At 72.8% G+C, this 21717-nt stretch carries 17 protein-coding genes and 1 pseudogene; 3 read left to right on the plus strand and 15 right to left on the minus strand.

All coding sequences use genetic code 11. The features are described 5' to 3' along the window. Positions 1 to 134 precede the first annotated feature (134 nt). Positions 135 to 1931: an FG-GAP repeat domain-containing protein gene (locus ACIPK4_RS32960; protein WP_402319606.1), complete on the plus strand. Its 1797-nt coding sequence runs from the start codon at positions 135 to 137 to the stop codon at positions 1929 to 1931. Between the two features lie 73 nt (positions 1932 to 2004). Here ACIPK4_RS32960 and ACIPK4_RS32965 read toward each other — a convergent pair. After that, positions 2005 to 2382, minus strand: a pseudogene (locus tag ACIPK4_RS32965) (VOC family protein). Positions 2383 to 2384: 2 nt separating this feature from the next. Further along, a complete protein-coding gene (locus ACIPK4_RS32970) occupies positions 2385 to 3242 on the minus strand; it encodes a trans-aconitate 2-methyltransferase (RefSeq protein WP_402319609.1) in 858 nt (285 codons plus the stop codon). Between the two features lie 175 nt (positions 3243 to 3417). On the opposite strand from ACIPK4_RS32970, the gene ACIPK4_RS32975 reads away from it, so the two are divergent. Further along, positions 3418 to 3915 (plus strand): MarR family winged helix-turn-helix transcriptional regulator, encoded by a 498-nt coding sequence (locus tag ACIPK4_RS32975; protein WP_030297045.1) that lies wholly within the window; start codon positions 3418 to 3420, stop codon positions 3913 to 3915. On the opposite strand, the gene ACIPK4_RS32980 is transcribed toward ACIPK4_RS32975, so the two are convergent. The 13 genes from ACIPK4_RS32980 to rsmI form a co-directional block, all read right to left on the minus strand. Continuing rightward, the gene (locus ACIPK4_RS32980; RefSeq protein WP_402319611.1) at positions 3874 to 4641 is read right to left on the minus strand and encodes a LuxR C-terminal-related transcriptional regulator; all 768 of its coding nucleotides are present in this window, start codon (positions 4639 to 4641) and stop codon (positions 3874 to 3876) included. The genes ACIPK4_RS32975 and ACIPK4_RS32980 overlap by 42 nt on opposite strands. 496 nt (positions 4642 to 5137) lie before the next feature. Next, positions 5138 to 6085, minus strand: a complete 948-nt coding sequence (gene galE / locus ACIPK4_RS32985; RefSeq protein WP_054222215.1) for a UDP-glucose 4-epimerase GalE — start codon at positions 6083 to 6085, stop codon at positions 5138 to 5140. A 109-nt stretch (positions 6086 to 6194) separates the two neighbouring features. Next, complete coding sequence (locus tag ACIPK4_RS32990; protein WP_402319614.1) at positions 6195 to 6893, minus strand: response regulator transcription factor; 699 nt, start codon at positions 6891 to 6893, stop codon at positions 6195 to 6197. Between the two features lie 144 nt (positions 6894 to 7037). Beyond that, positions 7038 to 8831 (minus strand): PQQ-binding-like beta-propeller repeat protein, encoded by a 1794-nt coding sequence (locus ACIPK4_RS32995; protein ID WP_402319617.1) that lies wholly within the window; start codon positions 8829 to 8831, stop codon positions 7038 to 7040. Positions 8832 to 8873: 42 nt separating this feature from the next. Further along, positions 8874 to 10532, minus strand: a complete 1659-nt coding sequence (locus ACIPK4_RS33000; protein ID WP_402319620.1) for a PQQ-binding-like beta-propeller repeat protein — start codon at positions 10530 to 10532, stop codon at positions 8874 to 8876. 156 nt (positions 10533 to 10688) lie between these two features. Next, complete coding sequence (locus ACIPK4_RS33005; RefSeq protein ID WP_376203601.1) at positions 10689 to 12485, minus strand: ABC-F family ATP-binding cassette domain-containing protein; 1797 nt, start codon at positions 12483 to 12485, stop codon at positions 10689 to 10691. Between the two features lie 27 nt (positions 12486 to 12512). Next, positions 12513 to 13844, minus strand: coding sequence for an acyltransferase (locus ACIPK4_RS33010; protein WP_402319623.1), 1332 nt, complete (start codon positions 13842 to 13844; stop codon positions 12513 to 12515). Positions 13845 to 13951: 107 nt separating this feature from the next. Beyond that, the gene (locus ACIPK4_RS33015) at positions 13952 to 14869 is read right to left on the minus strand and encodes a 4-(cytidine 5'-diphospho)-2-C-methyl-D-erythritol kinase (RefSeq protein WP_402319626.1); all 918 of its coding nucleotides are present in this window, start codon (positions 14867 to 14869) and stop codon (positions 13952 to 13954) included. Further along, positions 14866 to 15777 (minus strand): 16S rRNA (adenine(1518)-N(6)/adenine(1519)-N(6))-dimethyltransferase RsmA, encoded by a 912-nt coding sequence (gene rsmA / locus ACIPK4_RS33020; protein ID WP_402319629.1) that lies wholly within the window; start codon positions 15775 to 15777, stop codon positions 14866 to 14868. The genes ACIPK4_RS33015 and rsmA overlap by 4 nt, the downstream gene beginning before the upstream one ends. Further along, positions 15774 to 17189, minus strand: coding sequence for a ubiquitin-like domain-containing protein (locus tag ACIPK4_RS33025; RefSeq protein WP_402319632.1), 1416 nt, complete (start codon positions 17187 to 17189; stop codon positions 15774 to 15776). The genes rsmA and ACIPK4_RS33025 overlap by 4 nt, the downstream gene beginning before the upstream one ends. 115 nt (positions 17190 to 17304) lie before the next feature. Next, positions 17305 to 18183, minus strand: coding sequence for a TatD family hydrolase (locus ACIPK4_RS33030; RefSeq protein ID WP_402319635.1), 879 nt, complete (start codon positions 18181 to 18183; stop codon positions 17305 to 17307). 9 nt (positions 18184 to 18192) lie between these two features. Beyond that, positions 18193 to 18711 carry a hypothetical protein gene (locus ACIPK4_RS33035; protein ID WP_402319638.1) on the minus strand — a complete coding sequence of 173 codons (519 nt, stop codon included), beginning with the start codon at positions 18709 to 18711 and terminating at the stop codon, positions 18193 to 18195. A 160-nt stretch (positions 18712 to 18871) separates the two neighbouring features. Continuing rightward, positions 18872 to 19780: a 16S rRNA (cytidine(1402)-2'-O)-methyltransferase gene (gene rsmI, locus ACIPK4_RS33040; RefSeq protein WP_376203622.1), complete on the minus strand. Its 909-nt coding sequence runs from the start codon at positions 19778 to 19780 to the stop codon at positions 18872 to 18874. A gap of 90 nt (positions 19781 to 19870) precedes the next feature. On the opposite strand from rsmI, the gene ACIPK4_RS33045 reads away from it, so the two are divergent. After that, a complete protein-coding gene (locus ACIPK4_RS33045; RefSeq protein ID WP_402319642.1) occupies positions 19871 to 21637 on the plus strand; it encodes a dolichyl-phosphate-mannose--protein mannosyltransferase in 1767 nt (588 codons plus the stop codon). The last annotated feature ends 80 nt before the right edge of the window (positions 21638 to 21717 follow it).

Here is a 21717-nt window from a genome sequence, read left to right on the forward strand (position 1 = left end):
GGAAAACGCGGCGGTACTGTGAGGCCTACTTCCCGGGGGGGTAAGTACGACCGACGCGCTGTGCCGTTCTAGGCATGCGCCCCAGACCGTCGTGACGACCACCCGGTTCCACCTGCGACCCACTGGGGAACCTCTTGCGCTCTTCGCGCTTCGGCCGCGTCGCGGCCTGCACCGCTCTCGCCCTCTCCGCGGGCACCCTGCTCTCCGTAGGCCAGGCGACCGCTGCCGGCAAGGCCTCGGACCGTCCGGCCGCCGCCACGGCCAAGGCGACGAGCGGCCCGAAGGCCGCCGTCCCGCATGCCGCCAGCCCGGCTCCCGGTGTGCTGGCGCCGAATGCGAAGTCCGTGGACAAGGGCGCGCGTGCGGCCGCTCCGCAGGGCGTCGCCGCGGCCGCGACCACGGCCAACGTCTCCCAGCCGCGTCTGGACCTGGACGGAGACGGCTTCAGCGAGCTGGTCTTCCGCAACACCCGCGGGTTCGCCGGCGCCTTCGCGACCAGCGCCGCCGAGGGCAGCCCCGCCACCGACTTCCGCATCGAGGGCGACGAAGCGGAGACGGTCAAGGACATCATCGCGCTCGGCAACGTCGGCGGTGGCTGGAACCCCGAGATCCTCACGCTGACCTTCGACGGCAAGCTGCAGCTGCGCGAGACCTCCGGCGGCACCGCCGGTGCGCCGACCTGGACCGGCACCGGCTGGCAGATGTACAACCGCGTCATCTCGGCGGGCGACCTGAACAAGGACGGCCGCCCCGACGTCATCGCCCGTACGCCCGCCGGCGACCTGTACTACTACCGGAGCACCGGCAACCTGGCGAACCCGTTCGCCGCGGCCGTCAAGGTCAGCGGCGGCTGGAACCAGTACGACCAGATCGTCGGTCTCGGCGACATCGACGGCGACGGTGACGCGGACGTCCTGGGCCGTACGTACACGGGTGAGCTGTTCCTGCACAAGGGCACCGGCAACGGCGCCAACCCGTTCGAGTGGCGGACGCAGATCGCCAGCGGCTGGACCGGCTACACGCAGATCATCGCCGCCGACGACATCGACGGCGACGGCAAGGCCGACATGATGGGCGTCACCGTCACCGGTGACCTGTTCTGCCACTTCTCCGAGGGCAACGGCCTGTTCTCCCCGCAGTACAACTGCGGCTCGAACTGGAAGAGCAACGAGTTCTTCCTCGGCGCCGGCATCACGCCGGTCTACGGCAAGCACAACGTCGGCACGGTCGACGCGGGCGGCCAGTACTGGTCGTACGACAACAAGAGCGACGGCTCGCTCTTCGACCCGCGCAAGGCCGGTGACTTCAACTGGCCGGACGACGGTTCCAAGCTGGTCGTGGCCGCGGGCATGGACAAGCTCAACTGGGGCCAGAAGTTCCAGTCCAACCAGTGGGGCCTGACCAACCGCACCACGAACCAGAACATCGCCGGTGACTGGTGGGGCGTCACCAACCTGGTCATCGGCGGCGGCGACGTCTCCGGCGACGGCAAGGGCGACCTGCTGACCCGTGACATCTGGGGCAACCTGTACGTCCACCAGGGCAACGGCACCGGCAACGCCTTCGCCGCCCCGATCAACATCGGCGGCGGCTGGGACCAGTACAAGCAGATCGCCGCCGGGGACTTCAACGGTGACGGCAACGCGGACGTGGTCGGCATCACCAACTCCGGGGACCTGTACTTCCACCCGGGCACCGGCAAGGCGAGCGCACCGTTCGGTGCCCGTTGGGCCGTCTTCGGAATGCTGGGCGGCTACAAGGACATCGTGTCGCCCGGTGACCTCACCGGTGACGGCAAGGCGGACCTGGTCCTCGCCGACGCCAACGGCAACCTGTTCCGCATGGAAGGCGGCCACAGCCTGTTCGGCAGCGAGGTCCTCACGTGGCCCGTCATGTTCCGGGGCAACGTGACCTACCGCAGCATCGGCTGACCGGACCGGTACCACGCGACGGCGCCCCGTCACCGGAGATCCGGTGGCGGGGCGCCGTCGTCGCATGCCGTCGTCAGGTGAGGGGTTGCGGGCCGTGCTCTTCCAGGAATTCGATCCGGTTGCCGACGGGGTCCTCGGAGTAGAAGCGGCGGTGTCCCGGCAGGTCGTGGTCCCAGACGACCTCGGCGCCGCGTTCGCGCAGTCTGCGCGCGTACGCCTCGATCCCGGTCACCCGCAGCCCGGGGTGCGCCTTGCGGGCGGGCCGGAAGTCCTACTCGACGCCCAGGTGCAGCTGTACGGGGCCGGCGGCGAACCAGCAGCCGCCGCGGGCGGCGAGGAGGGGCGGCTTGGGGATCTCGGTCATGCCCAGTACGTGGGTGTAGTACGCGCGGAGCCGGTCCTCCGAGCCGGGCGGCGCGGCGAGTTGGACGTGGTCGACTGCGCGCAGCACGGTCAGGCCTCCTTGCGGGCGACGGCGAAGATCCGGCGGAACGGGAACACGGTGCCGCGCGGCCCGGGCGGGTAGGCCTCGCGCAGCAGCTCGCGGTATTCGGCGAGGAAGGCGTCCACGGCCGGCCGGTCGTTGCCGAGGGCGGTGAGGACGGGCCGCAGGGCGGTGCCCTTGACCCAGTCGAGCACCGGATCGGGGCCGGTCAGCATCTGGTGGTACGTCGTCTCCCAGGTGTCGACCGCGCAGCCCAGCCCGGTGAGCCGGGCCAGGTACTCGGCGGGTTCGAGGAGGTGTACGTAGCGGGCGCCGTGGCCGGCCAGCCGGTCGTGCCAGCGCGGGGTGTCGCAGAGCCGGGCGAGCAGGGCGTGGCTGGGGGCGGTGTGGTTGCCGGGGACCTGGAAGGCGAAGGTGCCGCCGGGGCGCAGCCCGTGGATCCAGGCGGGGAAGGAGCCGGGGTGGCTCGGGACCCACTGGAGGGCGGCGTTGGAGACGATCAGGTCGTAGGGGTCCTCGGGGAGCCAGTGCGCGAGGTCGGCGTGGCGGAAGTCGAGGCTGCCGCCGCCGGGGGTCCGGCCCGCGTACTCGTCGTCGGCGCGCCGGAGCATCTCCGGGGAGAGGTCGAAGCCGGTGATGCGGGCCTCGGGCCAGCGTTCGGCGAGGAGGGCGGTGACGTTGCCGGGGCCGCAGCCGAGGTCGGCGATGCGGGCGGGCCGGGCGGGCAGGTCGGGTATCCGGTGCAGGAGGTCGAGGAAGGGGCGGGTTCGGTGTCCTGCGTGCCGGAGGTATTGCTGGGGGTCCCAGGTGGGTGCACCGTGGCTGGTGGCGGCGGGGATCCGTGCCGAAGCGGTATCGGAATGCATGTTCGATCCTCCCTGCTGGCGGGTCGGGCGGAAGCGGAAGCCGTTCCGGCACCCTCCATGCCCATCGTCGCCCAAAATATATCTTGACGTCAAGACTCATGAGATCGAGATATAAGTCCCCGAGATCCTCGATTTGAAGAGACTTCACATCGACAGACCCCTTACACTGATCGGCATGGAGGACGAGGTCGACCGATTGGTCGCGGCATGGCGGCGGGAACGCCCTGACCTCGACGTGGAACCGCTCGAAGTACTGAGCCGCGTCAGCAGGCTTGCCCGCCATCTCGACCGTGCCCGCAGGCTGGCGTTCTCCGAGCACGGCCTGGAGCCCTGGGAGTTCGACGTCCTGACGTCGCTGCGCCGCGCCGGCGCGCCCTACCAGCTCTCCCCTGGCCAGCTGCTCACGCAGACCCTGGTCACCTCGGGCACCATGACCAACCGCATCGACCGGCTCGCCAAGAAGGGCCTCGTCGAACGGCTGCCCGACCCCAACGACCGGCGCGGGGTGCTGGTCCGGCTGACGCCCGAGGGCCGGGACCGCGCCGACCAGGCCCTGGCGGGCCTGCTGGCCCAGGAGCGGGCGATCCTGGCCCAGCTCTCCCAGGCCCAGCGCGGTGACCTCGCGGCGCTGCTACGCCAGTTGACCGCTCCGTTCGACAACATCCCCGGCTAGGTCCGCCGGCCGCACCCCGGCCCGCCGGGCCAGCGCCACCGCCGCGAGCGTCGAGTGCACCCCGAGCTTGCCCAGCACGTTCTGCATGTGCGTGCGGACCGTGTGCGGGGACAGGAACAGCCGCGCCGCCACGTCCTTGCGGCCCAGCCCCGCCACCATGCAGCGCAGCACCTCGTGCTCGCGCGGCGTGAGGGACTCCACGAGCCGTTCACTGTCCGTACGGTGCTTGCGCGCCGCGGTCAGTTCGCGCAGCACTCCGGTGAGCAGCGCGGGCGGCAGGTGGGTCTCCTCGCGCAGGACGCCGCGGATGACGGCGAGCAGCCGCGAGAGCGAGCAGTCCTTCGCCACCCAGCCGGAGGCCCCCGCCTGGAGGGCGAGTGCGGCCCGGCGCGGATCGTCGCGTTCGGCGAGGACGACGGTGCGGACCCCGGGGTGGGACACCCGCACCCCGGCGACCAGGGCGATCCCGTCCGCCGCGGGCGGCGAGCCGGAGCCCGGTTCGCGCTGGGCGGGCACGGCGCCGCCGGCGGCGGCGCCGAGGTCGGCGTCGACGAGCAGGACGTCGAAGCGGCGGCCCTCGGCCACCGCGCGTTCGAGGCAGCGCAGCGCGGCGGGACCGCTGCCGGCCGCGGACACGTCCACGTCGGGCTCGGCCGCGAGCGCGGCGGCGAGCGATTCGGCGAAGATGCGGTGATCGTCGACCACGAGAACCCGGATGCGAACCACAAAACCCCCAAGGGTCGGGGAACGGACGACTGCGGGTACGGCGCCCGGACCGGGTGATCCGCAGCTGCCGCGGCCGCCGCCGAGACATCTCTGCACTACCCCGGACCGGACGCCGTACCCGGCGTGTCTCGACCCCTGAATCAACACCGGCCCCCACCGGTGTCACGCATCAGCGTAGAGCGGGGGGCGGCTCGCGGTTGGCCGAATAGCAGAAGTTTTCCGAGCGATTTTCCGGCTGGGCAGGCGCGAACCCGGTTTTCCATGGCCAGAATTCGACCACACGGTCGGTCCGGAAGACGGTTTCCGACCGGCGCGTGCCGCGGGCAGTTGCACGGAGGGCATTTCGCCCGGCGTGTGCACGCCGGGCGCCCGCGCAGCGCGCCCGTCCACGGCGCCGGACCGCCCCTACGCGCTCCCCGCGCACGCTCCCGTACGCAACCGCGCCCCCCGCACGGTCGGGTGCGGGGGGCGCGGTGCACGGGTACGGCCGCGGGGGTCAGGAACGCAGCGAGCGGGTGAAGTTCCAGGCGTCCGTGATGATGCCGGTGAGGTCCGAGCGGGCCGGCGTCCAGCCGAGCCGCTCGTGGGCCGCGCGCGCGGACGCGACGAGGACCGCCGGGTCGCCGGCCCGGCGCGGGGCGACGACCTCGGGGATCTCCGCGCCCGTGACCTTGCGGACCGTCTCGACGACCTCGCGGACCGAGAAGCCGTTGCCGTTGCCCAGGTTGCAGATCAGGTGCTCGCCGGCGGTGGCGGCCTCCAGGGCGGCCAGGTGGGCCTCAGCCAGGTCGGCGACGTGGATGTAGTCGCGCACGCAGGTGCCGTCGGGGGTCGGGTAGTCCTCGCCGAACACCGAGATCGACTCGCGCTCGCCCAGGGCGACCTGGAGCACCAGCGGGATCAGGTGGGTCTCGGGGTCGTGGCGCTCGCCGAACTCGCCGTACGCGCCGGCCACGTTGAAGTAGCGCAGCGAGACCGCGGCCACGCCGTGCGCCGCGCACTCTCCGGCGATCATGTGGTCGACGGCCAGCTTCGAGGCGCCGTAGGGGTTGGTGGGCCTGGTGACCGAGTCCTCGGTGAGCAGGCCCTCGGTGGGCTCGCCGTAGGTGGCGGCGGTGGAGGAGAACACCAGCTTGCGCACGCCGTGCGTGCGCATCGCGGCCAGCAGGGCGAGCGTGCCGCCGACGTTGTTCTCCCAGTACTTGCCCGGGTTGACCACGGACTCGCCGACCTGCGAGGACGCCGCGAAGTGCAGCACCGCGTCGTAGGAGGGGTCCAGGTGGCGGGCGGCGTCCTGGATCCGGCCCTCGATGAAGGCCGCGCCCGCCGGGACGCCCTCGCGGAAGCCGGTGGAGAGGTCGTCGAGGACCGTGACCTCGTGCCCGGCCTCCAGGAGGTGCGCCGCGACGACGCTGCCGACGTATCCGGCGCCGCCGGTGACCATGTACTTGTACGTCGCCGTTGTGGGAGTCGCCGTCTCGCTCACTCGTCTACTGCCTCTCGCGGGGGGATGCACGCGGGCGCGTGCACATGCCGGTCACTGGCTTACCCGATTAAGCGCCCGCGGGGAAATCGGCGGCCGTCGGCGGGAGCCCGGCCCGGTCGAGCAGACCGGTCCTGGCGGCCAGCGCGGCGGCCTCCAGCCGGGAGCCCACGCCCAGCTTCATCAGCACCCGCTGCACGTGCGTGCGGGCGGTGCTGGGCGCGATCTCCATGCCCGCGGCGATGAGCCGGGTGTCCTCGCCCTCGGCGACCCGGACCAGCACCTCCACCTCCCGCGGGGTGAGCAGCCGCAGCAGCCGGCTGCCCTCGTCGTCGGGCTGGACGGCGGGGTTGAGGAGTTCCGCGAAGGCCCCCTGGAGCAGCTGCGGGGAGATCGCGACCTCCCCCGCCCGGGCCTTGGCCAGCGCCCGCTCCACGCCTTCGATCCGCTCGTCGTGGCGTACGTACCCCGACGCGCCGGCGGCGAAGGCGGCGGCGATCCCGCGGGGGCTCGGCACCGGGCCGAGGACGACGACGGCGATCTGCGGCCGTTCCCGCTTGATGCGGACGACCGGTTCGAAGACCCCCGGCTCGGCGGGCGTGGCGGTGCCCAGCAGGCACACCTCCGGCGCCCGGCTGATGACCAGTTCGGCGGCGCCCGCGGCGGGGGCGGCCGCGGCGAGCACCCGGTGCCCGCGCAGCTTGAGGGCCGAGGCCAGCGCCTCGGCCAGCAGCCGGTGCTCGTCGAGCACCATGACCCGTACGCCCATTGCGCACCCACCCCCGACCCTTCTGCCCCGGCAAGCTACACGCTTGTTCGACGGCGCGCGGCGGATACCGCGCAGAAGCCCCCGGAAGGCGGACCTTCCGGGGGCTCGTGCGTCCTGCGCGGGGTGGCCGGGATCGGCCGGGGATCAGCTGGCGCTGAAGGAGACGAACAGGTACTCGGGGTCGCCCTTGTCCGAGTACGGCTTCCTGGCCGTCGTGCGGGAGATGAAGAGCTTGCCGTTGTGGTAGCGGTATTCGGAGTAGTCGGGCGAGAAGCCGGTCTCGGCGGTGCGGCTGGTCTTCTCCGCCGGGTTCTCCATGAGGAGGGTCTCCTTCATCGTCGTGCCGTCGATGCTGACGATCTGGCCGCCCTTGTCGTACGGGGGCTGCTTGTACGCGATGATGTGCGACCCGTCCATGCGGAGCGGGAACATGGTGTACCGCTCGCCGGCGTCGGCGCGGTCGGTGGTCTGCTTGCCGGTCTCCAGGTCGAAGGAGAGCAGCTCGTTGGTGCGGCCGACCGGCTCCTTGCCCTGGTGCTCGATCGAGGGCAGGTAGATCTTGCCGTTGCCGACGACGAAGCCGGAGCACTTCTCGACCTCGGTGCCGCCGCACTTGCCGCCGAAGTTGCCGGAGGCCAGCGAGATGCGGGCCTTGAGCTCGCCCTTGGGGTCGACGACGAACAGGTCGCTGACGCCGGTGGCGTTCTTGGCGGTCTTGCCGACGTCGGCGGCGACGATCAGGGGCTTCGTGGAGACGATGGAGGCCCACTCGATGCCCGGGGAGAGCTTGTACGAGGCGGTCTGGGCGCCGGTGGCCGGGTCCAGGGTCTGGGCGTAGAGGGTCTGGTTGTCGCCGCGGCCGCACTTGCGGATCACGGCGAGGCCCTCGCCGCCGGCGTAACCGCTGTCGTAGCAGCCCTCGCCGTCGACCTTGGGCGTCCACAGGGACTTGCCGTCGGCGAGGTTCCAGGCGGCGCCGCCGCTGGTGCCGCCCGCGGCGACGGTCTGGCCGCTGAGGGTGACCTCGTAGTAGGAGGCGGGCCGGTCGCCGGTGGTGGCACCCTTGGCGTTGCCCGACCACAGGAGCTTTCCGGCGTTCAGGTCGATGACGCCGACCTCGGTGCACGCCGGGTACTTGTTGTCGGGGGTGGGCTTCGTCGGCCGGAACAGGATCGCCGTCTTGTTGTCGCTGACGTGCTTGGTGGCGCCGCAGAGCTCGCCCGGGAGCGGCACCTCCCACTTCTTGCCGCCGTCGACGGTGTTGTAGCCGACGACCTTGGCCACGTCCGACTTGACGTAGGTGGAGTCGGTCAGCCAGGAGCCGGCGACGGTGACGACCTCGTCGGGGGTCGGGTTCGGCTGGTTGAACAGCGGCTTCGACTTGGTGTTGGCGGGCACCTTCTCCGAACCGGGGGTACCGCCGCCGGGCTTGTCGGTGCCGGTGCCGCCGTTGGCGGTGGGGGCGGCGCCACCGCCACCGCCAACGCCGCCGCCGTCGTCGGAGACGTACCAGAAGCCTCCCGCGATGATCAGGACGATGGCCAGCAGGGCCGCGCCGACGATCATCAGCTGGGTGCGCTTGTCGTTGCCGCCGCCGCCCGGACCGGCCGGCGCCGGGGGCTGGGCCGCCTGCATCGGGGCCGTGGGCGCGCCGTAGGGCGGCGGGACGGGGGCACCGGGGGCGGGCTGCTGCTGCGGGTAGCCGTAGCCCTGCTGCGGATACCCGTACGCCGGCCCGCCCTGCGGGGGCACGGACGGCGCGGCCGGCGGGGCCGGCGGCGCCTGGGGCGGCGCGGGCGGCTGCTGCGGCGCGGGCGGCTGCTGCGGCGCGGGCGGCTGCTGCGGCGCGCCGAAGCCGCCGGGCGGCGGGTCCTGCGGCGCGCCGAAGCCGCCGGCGGGCGGCTGGTGCGGGGGCGGCGGGGTACTCGGGTTACTCATCGGGGTGTACTGCCCTCTCGGTGGGCGACTCGGTGGACTCGTTCACTTGCCGAAGACCATCAGGAGCTTCTCGGCCGTGCCCTGGGCGCGAAGGCGGGACTGGGAGACGAAGAGCCGGCCGCCCGCGTAGTCGACGGTCGGGTCGTAGAAGGAGCTCTCGATCGGAGCGGAGGTTCCCGACGGGTTGCGCAGGAGCACGGTGGGCGTACCGCCGGCGGCCGGGACGGAGACGACCTCGCCGCCCTGTTCGGTGGTGGCCTTGCGGTAGGCGATCAGCTGCCCGTTCGCGGCACCCAGCGGGGTGATGGTGCGGCCGTCCCCGGCGGGGGTGCGCCACTTGGCCTTGCCGGAGGCCAGGTCGAAGGCGACGATCTCGTTGGCCTTGCCGGATCCGGGGACGGTCGGCATGTAGAGGGTGTTGCCGTCGACGGCGGTGCGGTTGCAGACCTCGACGGACCGGAAGAGGCCGTTGGTGCACTCGGTGGCGAAGGTGCCCTCGCCGCTGACGGTGGCGCGCTGCCTCCCGTCGGGTCCGAGGACCACGATGGCACGTTCCTTCTTCTCCTCGTTGCCCATGTCGAGGACGAGCGGGTCCAGCGAGTAGACGGCGCCGATCTTGTACTTGGCGGGCAGTTTGAAGGTCCAGGTCTTCTTGCCGGTGACCGGGTCGGCGTCGGAGACCTCGCTCGACAGGTCCTCGTCGTAACAGGTGGCGAGGGCGATCATCCTGCCCGTGTCCGCGACGTACGCGTCGGGCTTGCAGCCTTCGGCGGTGGCGCTGCCGAAGAGCTTGTCGCCGGTGCTGACCTTGAAGGCGCTGGCGGTGCCGCTGCGGCTGACGGCGACGGTGTCGCCGGTGATGCCCAGGGTGGGGCTGGTCATGATGTCGAAGAGGCCCTCCTTGGGGACCTCCTTCGTCCAGCCCTCCTTGCCCGCCTTGAGGTCGACCTGCTTCATCTGGTTGCAGGTGGCGGAGTCGCCATCGCCGTCCTTGAACATGACGACGGTCTTGCCCTCCGCGGTGGCCTGGCGGGTGACGGAGCAGATGGGAGTGGGGAACGCGAGCGTCCACTTCTCCTGGCCGTCGGTGATCCCGTACGCGGTGAGGTTCTTCCAGATGCTCTTGACGACGGTGTCCCCGACGATCCACTGGCCGGCGGAGTCCACGCCCATGCCGGGGCCGTCGATCTTGGCGGTCTTGAGCCAGAGGGTCTTGTCCTCGCCCTGCTTGCGGCCGGCGTTGAGGTCCTCCGTGCCCCCGGAGCCGTTGCCGCTGCCGTCGCCCTTGTCCGGTTCGGCGGAGGGCTTGCCGTCGGCGGGTGCGGAGCTCTGCGCGACGGGCTTCTTCACGTCGTCGTCACCGCCGGCGAAGAAGGCGAACCAGCCGCCGGCCCCCAGGACGAGTGCGCCGGCGACCGCGGCGGCGACGACGGCCGTCTTCCTCTTCGCGGGCGGCTGCGGCACGCCGGGACCCGGGTACATGCCGACGGTGGGCATTGCGGAGGGCGGCGGCGGGAGGTGGCCCTGCTGCGGCGCGTACGGCGCGGGCTGCACCGGGTGCATGGGCTGCGTCGGGGGCTGCTGCGCGTACGGGTTGTCGCCCTGCTGCGGGTACCCGTACCCGGGCTGCGGGGGGCCGGGGAGGTGACCGTAACCGGAAGGTGCAGGCGGCTGGTTCGGCGGCTGTGGCGGCTCGGTCATCAGCGCATACCTTCGGCGTCGGGTGGTGTAGGGGGATGACCTTTCTACCACTGACGGCTTTCTTACAACGGGCCGGTCCGTCCCCTGTTCCCAAGGGAGGACCGGCCTGTGACAGCGCCGTTATCCCGCCGGTTGGCGCCCGCGGAGACCGAAGGCCTAGGCCTCCTCGGCCAGCTCGAGCCAGCGCATCTCCAACTCGTCCCGGTCTGAGATGAGTTCGCGGAGCTCGGCGTCGAGCTTGGCGACCTTGTCGAAATCGGTGGCGTTCTCGGCGATCTGCGCGTGCAGGTTCGTCTCGCGGTCCGACATCTTGTTGAGCTGGCGCTCGATCTTCGCCAGCTCCTTCTTCGCGGCGCGGGCGTCGCCGGAGGACGTCGACTTGGCGGCGGCCGGGGCCGGGGCCGGGGTGGCCGCCTCGATCATCTTCTGGCGGCGCTCCAGGTACTCGTCCAGGCCGCGGGGCAGCATCCGCAGGCTCGCGTCGCCCAGCAGCGCCATCACCGTGTCGGTGGTGCGCTCGATGAAGAACCGGTCGTGAGAGATCACGATCATCGAGCCGGGCCAGCCGTCGAGCAGATCCTCCAGCTGGGTCAGGGTCTCGATGTCGAGGTCGTTGGTGGGCTCGTCGAGGAAGAGCACGTTCGGCTCGTCCATCAGCAGCCGCAGGATCTGCAGCCGGCGCCGCTCGCCACCGGAGAGGTCGCCGACGGGCGTCCACTGCTTCTCCTTGGTGAAGCCGAACTGCTCACACAGCTGACCGGCCGTCATCTCCCGGCCCTTGCCGAGGTCGACGCGGTCGCGCACGCGCTGCACGGCCTCCAGGACCCGCAGGGACGGGTCGAGTTCGCCGACCTCCTGGGAGAGGTACGCGAGCTTGACCGTCTTGCCGACGGTGACGCTGCCCGCGGCGGGCTGGACGTCGCCCTGGGTGCGGGCCGCCTCCGCGAGCGCGCGCAGCAGCGAGGTCTTGCCGGCGCCGTTGACGCCGACGAGGCCGATGCGGTCGCCGGGGCCCAGGTGCCAGGTGAGGTGCTTGAGGAGGACCTTCGGGCCGGCCTGGACGGTGACGTTCTCCAGGTCGAACACGGTCTTGCCGAGGCGGGCGTTGGCGAAGCGCATCAGCTCGGACTTGTCGCGCGGCGGCGGCACGTCGGCGATGAGCTCGTTGGCGGCCTCGATGCGGTAGCGCGGCTTGGAGGTCCGGGCGGGGGCGCCGCGGCGCAGCCAGGCCAGCTCCTTGCGCATCAGGTTCTGCCGCTTGGTCTCCTCGGTGGCGGCGATGCGCTCGCGTTCGGCGCGGGCGAAGACGTAGTCGCTGTAGCCGCCCTCGTACTCGAAGACGGCGCCGCGCTGGACGTCCCACATGCGGGTGCAGACCTGGTCGAGGAACCAGCGGTCGTGGGTGACGCAGACGAGCGCGGAGCGGCGTTCCTGGAGGTGCTTGGCCAGCCAGGAGATGCCCTCGACGTCGAGGTGGTTGGTGGGCTCGTCGAGGACGAGGAGGTCCTGGTCGGCGATGAGCAGCTTGGCGAGGGCGATGCGGCGGCGCTCGCCGCCGGAGAGCGGGCCGATGACGGTGTCGAGGCCCTGGCCGAAGCCGGGGAGGTCGAGACCGCCGAAGAGTCCGGTGAGCACGTCGCGGATCTTGGCGTTGCCGGCCCACTCGTGGTCGGCCATGTCCCGGATGATCTCGTGGCGGATGGTCGCCGCGGGGTCGAGGGAGTCGTGCTGGGTGAGGACCCCCATGCGCAGGCCGCCGCTCTGGGTGACCCGGCCGGTGTCGGGCTCCTCCAGCTTGGCGAGCATGCGGATGAGGGTGGTCTTGCCGTCGCCGTTGCGGCCCACGACACCGATCCGGTCCCCCTCAGACACGCCGAGGGAGATGCCGTCGAGCAGGGCACGGGTGCCGTACACCTTGCTGACTGCCTCGACATTGACCAGATTGACGGCCATCAGACGCGCTCCAGGGAAGGGTGTGGATCAGCCCCTCAGCCTAACCCTCCGAGCGGACGTCGAGCGCTCCACCAGGAGCCAGCCGCCCAGAGCCATGCCGATGGCGGCGGGCGCGGTGACCGGGAGGGCGATCAGGACGGCGCTGTGGCCCTCGAGCAGGCCGCCGAGTCCGGTCATGGACAGGCCGAGGACGCCGAGCAGGCACAGGGTGGTGCCGAGGGCGGCGAGGGGCCCGCTGCCGGGCGCGACGGCTCCGCGCGCGGGGGCCTCGAAGCGGCGGAACAGCGCGACGAGCACACCGGTCAGCCCGGCGGCGGCGAGCAGCCGGAGCGGGACCTGGGCCCACCACGCGGCGGTCGCGGGCTCGGGCAGGCTCAGGCCGAGGCCGAGCTGGGCGGCGTAGACGGCGAGCATGGCGGTGAGGTGCCAGAGGAAGGCGGTCATCGCGATCCCGTTGGCGGCGACGACCGCGCGCCAGACGCGGGGCCGGGCGAGCAGGGCGGCGGCGGGCGCCTTGAGCATCTCCACGGCTCCGACGAGCCACATCCCGTGCGCCAGCAGGGCGAGGGTGGGCGGGGCCATGTTGGACACCTTCTCGCCCGGCATCCCGACCATGGACAGCGGGTAGGGCCCGTACGCGACGAGCAGTACGGCGCCGGCCAGCCCGGCGGCGGCGAGCGCCCCGGGCCGGGTGATCCGGCCGTCGGCGCGCAGGAAGCCGAGCTGGTGGACGGCGAGCCAGACGAGGGCGAAGTTCAGGAACTCGACGTACGGGACGGTGAGCGCGAAGCGCAGTACGTCGACGGCGGCGGCGGACCCGGCCAGCAGGGCGAAGGCCCCCCAGCCCCATCGCTGGTGGAGCTTGAGCAGGGCCGGGGTGAAGGCGACCATGGCGAGGTAGATCCCGATGAACCACAGCGGCTGGGTGACCAGCCGCAGGGCGGCCCCGGTCAGCTTGCCCTCCCCGGCGCCGGCGAGCTGTACGGCGAGCGCCCCGGCGGTCCACAGCAGGACGAAGGCGAGGGTGGGCCGCAGCAGCCGCTGGAGCCGGGCCCGCAGGAAGGCGGCGTAGACGGGCCGCCCGCCGGCCCGCCGGGCCAGGGACCGGTACGACAGGGCGTGCGAGAACCCGCCGACGAAGAAGAACACCGGCATGATCTGCAGGCCCCAGGTGAGCACTTGGAGCGCGGGGACGAGGGCGAGCAGGTTGCCTATGCCGTCGCTGCTGACGGCGGCCATCAGCCAGTGCCCGAGGAGCACGGTCCCGAGCGAGGCGACCCGCAGCAGGTCGACGTACCGGTCTCGGCTCCCGGGGGTGGCCTCGGCGAGGTCCCGGGCGGTGTGTGCGGCGTATCCCATGGGTGCACGTTCCCGCCCGGGGCCCGGGCGGGAACAGAGCGCGGATACTCACTTCGCCCTGGGTACCCGGGGTACCCGGGTGCCGGGCGGTCGCGTGCCCGTGACCGTCAGGTCGGCAGGACCGTGGCCCCCGGGGCCGGGGCGGTGGCGGTGCGGGTGGTGCGGCAGGTCCCGGAGGCTTCGAGGGCCGCGGCGACCTTGAGCGCGGACTCCGGGTCGCGGACCAGGAACGCCGTGGTGGGGCCGGACCCGGAGACCAGTGCGGCCAGCGCTCCGGCGGAGGTGCCGGCGTCCAGCGTCGCGGCCAGGCTCGGGCGCAGGGACAGAGCCGCCGGCTGGAGGTCGTTGGCCAGGGTCGCGGCGAGCGCGTCGGCCTCGCCGGAGGCGAGGGCGGCGAGGAGGGCGGGGGAGGCCTCGGGGGCGGGGATCGTCCGGCCCTCGGCGAGGCGGTCGAACTCGCGGAACACCGCCGGGGTCGACAGCCCGCCGTCGGCGACGGCGAACACCCAGTGGAAGGCGCCCGCCTCCACGGGGGTCAGGAGTTCCCCGCGCCCGGTGCCCAGTGCCGCCCCGCCGAGCAGGCTGAACGGCACGTCGCTGCCGAGCTCCGCGCACAGCGACAGGAGTTCGTCCTGCGGGGTGTCCAGGCCCCACAGGGCGTCGCAGGCGAGCAGGGCGCCCGCCCCGTCGGCGCTGCCGCCGGCCATCCCGCCGGCCACGGGGATGTTCTTCGCGATGTGGATGTGGACGGCGTCGGACAGCCCGTGGCGGGCGGCGAGGAGCTCCGCCGCGCGGGCCGCCAGGTTGGTGCGGTCGAGCGGGACCTGGTCGGCGTCGGGGCCGGTGCAGGTGACGGTGAGGGCTTCGGCCGGGGTGACCGTCACCTCGTCGTACAGCGAGACCGCGAGGAAGACGTTGGCGAGGTCGTGGAAGCCGTCGGGCCGGGCTGCGCCCACCGCGAGCTGGACGTTGACCTTCGCGGGCACCCGTACGGTCACGGAGCGGGGGCTGTCGGCGGCGCTCACAGGGCCGGCCTCGGCGCCGCGGGCTTGTGCTCGGCGATCGCCGCGAACTGCTCCACCGTCAGCGACTCGCCGCGCGCCTGCGGGGACACCCCGGCGGCGACCAGCGCCGCCTCGGCGCCGGCCGCCGAGCCGGCCCAGCCGGCCAGGGCGGCGCGCAGCGTCTTGCGGCGCTGGGCGAAGGCCGCGTCGACGACGGCGAAGACCTCCGCCTTCGAGGCGGTCGTCTTGATCGGCTCGGCCCGCCGCACCAGCGAGACCAGGCCCGAGTCCACGTTCGGGGCCGGCCAGAAGACCTTGCGGCCGATGGATCCGGCGCGCTTGACGTGCGCGTACCAGTTCGCCTTGACCGAGGGCACTCCGTACACCTTGTTGCCGGGCTCGGCAGCCAGCCGGTCGGCGACCTCGGCCTGCACCATGACCAGCGTGCGCTCGATCGTCGGGAACCGGTCCAGCATGGTCAGCAGCACCGGCACGGCCACGTTGTACGGGAGGTTGGCGACGAGCGCGGTCGGCGGCGGCCCCGGCAGCTCCTCGACCAGCATCGCGTCGGAGTGGACCAGCGCGAAGCGGTCCTTGCGGGCCGGCATCCGCGCCTCGATGGTGGCGGGCAGCGCCGCGGCCAGGATGTCGTCGATCTCGACGGCGGTGACCCGGTCGGCGGCCTCCAGCAGCGCGAGCGTCAGCGAGCCCAGCCCGGGCCCCACCTCGACGACGACGTCGTCGGGGCGTACCTCGGCGGTGCGCACGATGCGGCGCACCGTGTTGGCGTCGATGACGAAGTTCTGGCCCTTCTGCTTCGTCGGCCGTACGCCGAGTACGGCGGCCAGCTCCCGGATGTCGGCCGGGCCGAGGAGGGCGTCGGAGGTCGTGCTGGTGGTGCTCTCGGGCTGCTGCTCTGCGGTGCTCACCGGTAAAGCGTACGGCCGCAGTGCGGCCAGGGGGTCGCCCCCCGCTGCACGTAGAGCTTCTTGGCCCGGTACGTCTGTTCCGGGCCCGGGGCGTCCTGGGGGCGGCCGCTGCCGCCGAGGCTGTGCCAGGTGGTGACGTCGAACTGGTAGAGGCCGCCGTACGTGCCGGAGGCGTCGGTGGCGGAGGGGCGTCCGCCGGACTCGCACTGGGCCAGCGCGGCCCAGTCGAGGCCGTCGGCTCCGGCGACGGAGGCCGGCAGCGGCCTCGTGCCGACCTTGACGAGCTGGGTGACGGGATCGCGGACGGTCTCCTCGGCGACCTTGCGGGGCTTCTGCCGGACCCCGTTGACGGTGCGCAGGACGTACGTGACCCTGCGGGCTCCGGGCCGGCCGGCGCGCTCGACGACTTCGGTGCCGGCGAACAGGTCGTCGTCCTCGGTCCGCTCGATCGCGTACGGGATGCGCTCCTCGCGGACCTCGCGGGTGCCGGTGATGCGCAGGACGGTGACGGTCTGGCCGTCGCGGGGGAAGGAGGCGGGCGGGACGGAGGTGGTGTCCTGGCCCTGGAGGGTGATCCCGGCCTGGCCGAGTGCCTCCTGGACGGTGGCGGCGTTGGTGCGGATGGTGCTCTCGCGGCCGTCGGCCATGAAGGTGACGCTGCGTTCGGTGCGGACGGCGAGGGAGAGGCCGGCGCGGGGCACGGGGGCGGTGCGCGGGGCGGAGAGGAAGGCGCCCTCGACGCGGACGCCGAGCTGGCGCAGGGCGCTCTCGACGGTGGCGGCGGTGGTCCACACCCGGCGGGTCTGTCCGTCGAGGGTGAGGTTGACGGGGCGGCCGTGGCGGACGACGATCTCGTCTCCGTCGTCGAGGGCCTGCCTGCGGCCGGGGGCGACGAGGTCGTGGGGGCCGACGCCGAGCCCTTCGGAGGCGAGGAGTTCGCCGACGTCGTCGGCGAAGGTGTGCAGGGTCCGGGGCTCGCCGTCCACGGTGAGCCGAACCGATTTGTCGGCGGCGACGAAGGCCGTGGTGCCGCCGGCCAGGAAGGCGACGACCAGCGCCTGCGGGACGATGCGCCGCCAGCTGTCGCGGCCGGCGGCCGTCGCCGCGGGGGCGCTGCGGCGGCGGCGCCCGGTCGGGTCGGCGGCCGGCGGGGCGGCGGGACCGGCTGCGGGGCCGGGGTCGGGGCTGCGGCGCCGTCCGGTGCCCGGTCCGGCGGGCGCCGCGAAGATCTCGCCGCCGGCGGGCGCGCCCCGGCGCCGTCCGGTCGGGGCGGCGGTTACGAGGGCGGTCTCGGCGCCCTTGCGGCGCCGGGCGGCCCGCCGGTCCGCGGTGCGCGGGGCGGGCACCGCGGCGGGCTCGGTGTCCGGGGCGGCCGCGTTCCCGTACGACCCGGTGAAAGGACTCTCGCTCACGACGCTTGCTCCACTGGTCCGGCCCCATGGGTTCGGGCACCCTAGCGGAGCGCCCGTCACCCGCCAAAGCCGGACGGCTACCCAGCGTGTCGGGGGCGGAAGGGTCCGAGCGGTCTCAGTAGTCGAAGGCGCGCGCCGTGTTCGCCGCCAGGGCGGTGGCCATCGCGTCCTCGTCGATCCCGCGCACCGCGGCCATAGCCCGCACGGTCAGCGGAATGAGGTACGGGGCGTTGGGCCGTCCGCGGTACGGCGCGGGGGTGAGGTACGGGGCGTCGGTCTCGACGAGGACCAGTTCCAGCGGGGCGACGGCGAGGGCGTCGCGCAGCGGCTGGGCGTTCTTGAAGGTGACGGTCCCGGCGAACGACATGTAGTACCCGGCGGCCGCGCACTCGCGCGCCATTGCGGCGTCGCCGGAGTAGCAGTGGAACACGGTCCGCTCGGGGGCGCCCTCCTCGCGCAGGATGCGCAGGACGTCTGCGTGGGCCTCGCGGTCGTGGATGACGAGGGCCTTGCCCCGGCGCTTGGCGATTTCGATGTGGGCGCGGAAGGAACGCTCCTGCGCGGCCATGCCCTCGGGTCCGGTGCGGAAGAAGTCGAGGCCGGTCTCGCCGACGGCCTTCACGTGGGTGAGCTGCGCGAGCTCCTCGATCTCGGCCAGCGCCTCGTCGAGCGCGGCCTCGCCGCCGCCGGCCCGGGCGCCCTGCCGCGACCATCCTCCCTCCGGGTCCCCGTGCACGATGCGGGGCGCCTCGTTCGGGTGGAGGGCGACGGCGGCGTGGACGTTCTCGTACGCGGCGGCGGTCTCGGCCGCCCAGCGGGAGCCCTTCACGTCGCAGCCGACCTGGACGACGGTGGTCACCCCGACCGATGCGGCCTTGGCGAGGCCCTCCTCGACGGTGCCGCCCTGCATGTCCAGATGGGTGTGGGAGTCCGCGACCGCCACCCGCAGGGGCTCGGGCAGCGGCGGCGGAGTGTCCTTGGAGGCTGTGCTCATGGGCCGATCTTATGACCGGCGGAAGATCCTCTTCAGCCGGGACAGCAGGCCCCCGCGCTCCGTGGCCCCGTCCACCGCGACGGGTCCGGGGGCGTCGTGCGGCGGGGTCCTGCGCTGCTTCGGGGTCCGCGGGACGTTCGCTCCGGCCGGCACCGGGCCGGCGATGCCCGGGGAGATGCGGTGGTGGTAGAGCCTGTCGATCGTGCCGAGCACCGAGGACACCTGGCCCTCCCGCATGATCCGCACCACGTGGCCGCCGCAGTTGTGGCAGGTGGGGTTCGACAGCGGGGAGGGCACCCGTTCGCCCTGGACGGTGTAGATGATGAAGGGCTGGCCCTTGCCGTCGACGTGGTGCTCGATCTCGTAGCCCTGCTCCCATGCGTACCCGCACTTCATGCAGGCGAAGGAGTACGCCTCGTGCACGGTCGGCACAGCGGGCCGGGGCACGGTGACGGGTGCCGCGGGCGCTGTCGCGCTCGCGGGTACGGGGCCGGATACGGGTATCGAGGTGTCTGCGATCTCACTCATGCCAGCTCCTCTTGTTCCACTGGTGCCATTGCCAGTGGACGCCTCTTCGGGCGGGAGCGCATCAGGCCCTGTCTACTGTTGGACGGTCTTTGGGCGACTCATGCACAAAGCGCCCGGTGCGCGGTCTGAGCTTTGCTTTTCAGGTTATCTCTTTACCGTCCTACGGCATGTTCCGAGCCGCATTCTTTGCCGCGACGACCGCGTCGAAGACGTCCCGCTTGGGTACCCCGGCCTCGGCCGCGACCGCCGCGATGGCCTCTTTTCGCCGCTCCCCGGCCTCCTCGCGCACCCGCACCCTGCGCACCAGCTCCTCGTCGTCCACGTCGCCGGGCCCGGCGGCCGGGGCGCCCTCCACGACGACGGTGATCTCCCCGCGCACGCCCTCCGCGGCCCAGGCCGCCAGCTCGCCGAGCCCGCCGCGCCGGACCTCCTCGTACGTCTTGGTCAGCTCGCGGCAGACGGCGGCCCGCCGGTCGGCGCCGAAGACCTCGGCCATCGCGGCGAGGGTGTCGTCGAGCCGGTGGGGGGCCTCGAAGTAGACGAGCGTGCGGCGCTCGCCCTCGACCTCGCGGAGCCGGCCCAGGCGCTCGCCCGCCTTGCGCGGCAGGAACCCCTCGAAGCAGAAGCGGTCCACGGGCAGCCCGGACAGGGCCAGCGCGGTGAGCACCGCGGACGGCCCGGGCACGGCGGTGACCTTGATGTCCTTCTCGACGGCGGCGGCGACGAGCCGGTAGCCGGGGTCGGACACGGACGGCATGCCGGCGTCGGTCACCAGCAGCACCCGCTTGCCCTCCTCCAGCGCCTGGACCAGCTCCGGGGTGCGGGCCGACTCGTTGCCCTCGAAGTACGACACGACCCGCCCGGTGGTGTGGACGCCGAGCCCCTGCGTCAGCCGGCGCAGCCGCCGGGTGTCCTCGGCGGCGACCACGTCGGCGCGCTCCAGCTCGGCGGCGAGCCGGGGCGGGGCGTCGGCGAGATCGCCGATGGGGGTGCCGGCGAGCACGAGCACCCCCGCGGAGGAGGAGTTCGAGGAGGGGGTTTCGGAGCCGGTGGGCTGGTCAGTCGTCACCCGCCCATCCTCTCAGCCGTCCCACCCGGCACACGCTCCGACGGTCCCCGGCACTGGGGTTCGCACAGCTGCGTTCCCTACGATGACCCGGTGACCAGTACCGCGACGCCGCCGCCCAGCCCCGCGGGGGCCCCGCCCGCCCCTGCGGCGGGACGCGAAGAACAGCCGTCCACCTGGCTGCGCCGGCTGCGCAGCTTCGGCTACGCGCCGCCCGCCGGCGCCCGCCGCCCGGACGTCCGGGACCGCCTGGTGCCCCCGTACGCCCGGCCCTCCGGGCAGTTGTGGACGGCGCTCGGCGTCCCGCCGTCCGCGGCGGGGGCCTGGCAGCGGGTGCTGGCGTGGGCGGGGCCGGTGCTGGTGGCGCTGGTGGCCGGGGTGCTGCGCTTCGTGCACCTGGGCAGCCCGAAGGCGGTGATATTCGACGAGACGTACTACGCCAAGGACGCCTGGGCCACGATCCGGCAGGGCTACGAGGCGAGCTGGCCCAAGGACATCGACAAGTCGATCCTCGCCAACCCGGACGGGGTGGCCCTTCCGCTGGACCCCGGCTACGTCGTGCACCCGCCGGTCGGCAAGTGGGTCATCGGGCTCGGCGAGTGGATGTTCGGCTTCACGCCGTTCGGCTGGCGGTTCATGACGGCCGTGCTCGGCACCCTGTCGGTGCTGATGCTGTGCCGGATCGGGCGCCGCCTGTTCCGCTCCACGTTCCTGGGCTGCCTGGCGGGTGCGCTGCTCGCGGTGGACGGCCTGCACCTGGTGATGAGCCGGACGGCGCTGCTCGACCTGGTCCTGATGTTCTTCGTGCTCGCGGCGTTCGGGGCGCTGCTGATTGACCGGGACAAGGCCCGGGCCGCGCTCGCGGCCGCGCTCCCGGTGGACGAGGAGGGGCGCACCCGCCCGGACGTCACGGTCGCCGAGACGCTGCGCTTCGGCTGGCGACCGTACCGGATCCTGGCGGGCGTCTGTCTGGGCCTGGCGTTCGGCACGAAGTGGAACGGCCTGATCGTGCTGGCCTTCTTCGGGGTGCTGACGGTCCTGTGGGACGCGGCCGCGCGCCGGACGGCGGGTGCGGGGGCCCCGTACGCGGCGATGCTGCGCCGCGACGCGCTGCCGGGCTTCCTGTCGACGGTGCCGGTCGCGGTGGCGGTGTACCTGGCCTCCTGGACGGGCTGGATCCTGAGCCCGGACAACGGCAAGGGCGGGTACTTCCGCGACTGGGCCGCCAAGAACGACCAGGGCAGTTCGCTGTCGTTCCTGCCGGAGTGGCTGCGCAGCCTGTGGCACTACGAGACCGAGGTCTACAAGTTCCACGTCGGTCTGACCTCGGGCCACACGTACGAGTCGAACCCGTGGAGCTGGCTGGTCCTGGGCCGGCCCGTCTCCTATTTCTACGAGTCCCCCGACCCCGGCGCGGCCGGCTGCCCGGCGACGGAGGCGGGCAAGTGCGCCCGCGAGGTGCTGGCGCTGGGCACCCCGATGCTGTGGTGGGCGGGCTGCTTCGCGCTGCTGTACGTGCTGTGGCGGTGGTTCTTCCGCCGCGACTGGCGGGCGGGCGCGATCGCGTGCGCGCTGGGTGCGGGCCTGCTGCCCTGGTTCAACTACCAGGAGCGGACCATCTTCTTCTTCTACGCGGTGGTCTTCGTCCCGTACCTGTGTCTGGCGGTGGCGATGATGATCGGCGCCCTGCTGGGCCCGTCGGGCTCGTCGGAGCGCAGGCGCGCCCTCGGCGCGATCGCGGCGGGCGTGCTGGTCCTGCTGATCATCTGGAACTTCATCTACTTCTGGCCGATCTACACGGGCCAGTCCCTCCCGATGGACTCCTGGCGGGGCCGGATGTGGATGGACAGCTGGGTCTAGGAGCGGGCCGGGGCCGGATCCGGGGGGTACCGGTCCGGTAACAAGGTGTACACGTCACCCTCGCGCAGCGTAAGGTCCGC

The sequence above is a fragment of the Streptomyces sp. NPDC086989 genome, assembly GCF_044745505.1.
Taxonomy (GTDB): domain Bacteria; phylum Actinomycetota; class Actinomycetes; order Streptomycetales; family Streptomycetaceae; genus Streptomyces.

What these genes read in the sequence shown, in the direction of transcription:
- ACIPK4_RS33010 (WP_402319623.1), bottom strand. Translation starts at nt 13,844, where the DNA reads ATGGGATACGCCGCACACACCGCCCGGGACCTCGCCGAGGCCACCCCC.
- galE (WP_054222215.1), bottom strand. Translation starts at nt 6,085, where the DNA reads ATGGTCACCGGCGGCGCCGGATACGTCGGCAGCGTCGTCGCGGCGCAC.
- ACIPK4_RS33035 (WP_402319638.1), bottom strand. Translation starts at nt 18,711, where the DNA reads ATGAGTGAGATCGCAGACACCTCGATACCCGTATCCGGCCCCGTACCC.
- ACIPK4_RS32990 (WP_402319614.1), bottom strand. Translation starts at nt 6,893, where the DNA reads ATGGGCGTACGGGTCATGGTGCTCGACGAGCACCGGCTGCTGGCCGAG.
- ACIPK4_RS33005 (WP_376203601.1), bottom strand. Translation starts at nt 12,485, where the DNA reads ATGGCCGTCAATCTGGTCAATGTCGAGGCAGTCAGCAAGGTGTACGGC.
- ACIPK4_RS32995 (WP_402319617.1), bottom strand. Translation starts at nt 8,831, where the DNA reads ATGAGTAACCCGAGTACCCCGCCGCCCCCGCACCAGCCGCCCGCCGGC.
- ACIPK4_RS33000 (WP_402319620.1), bottom strand. Translation starts at nt 10,532, where the DNA reads ATGACCGAGCCGCCACAGCCGCCGAACCAGCCGCCTGCACCTTCCGGT.
- ACIPK4_RS32975 (WP_030297045.1), top strand. Translation starts at nt 3,418, where the DNA reads ATGGAGGACGAGGTCGACCGATTGGTCGCGGCATGGCGGCGGGAACGC.
- ACIPK4_RS33030 (WP_402319635.1), bottom strand. Translation starts at nt 18,183, where the DNA reads ATGAGCACAGCCTCCAAGGACACTCCGCCGCCGCTGCCCGAGCCCCTG.
- ACIPK4_RS32970 (WP_402319609.1), bottom strand. Translation starts at nt 3,242, where the DNA reads ATGCATTCCGATACCGCTTCGGCACGGATCCCCGCCGCCACCAGCCAC.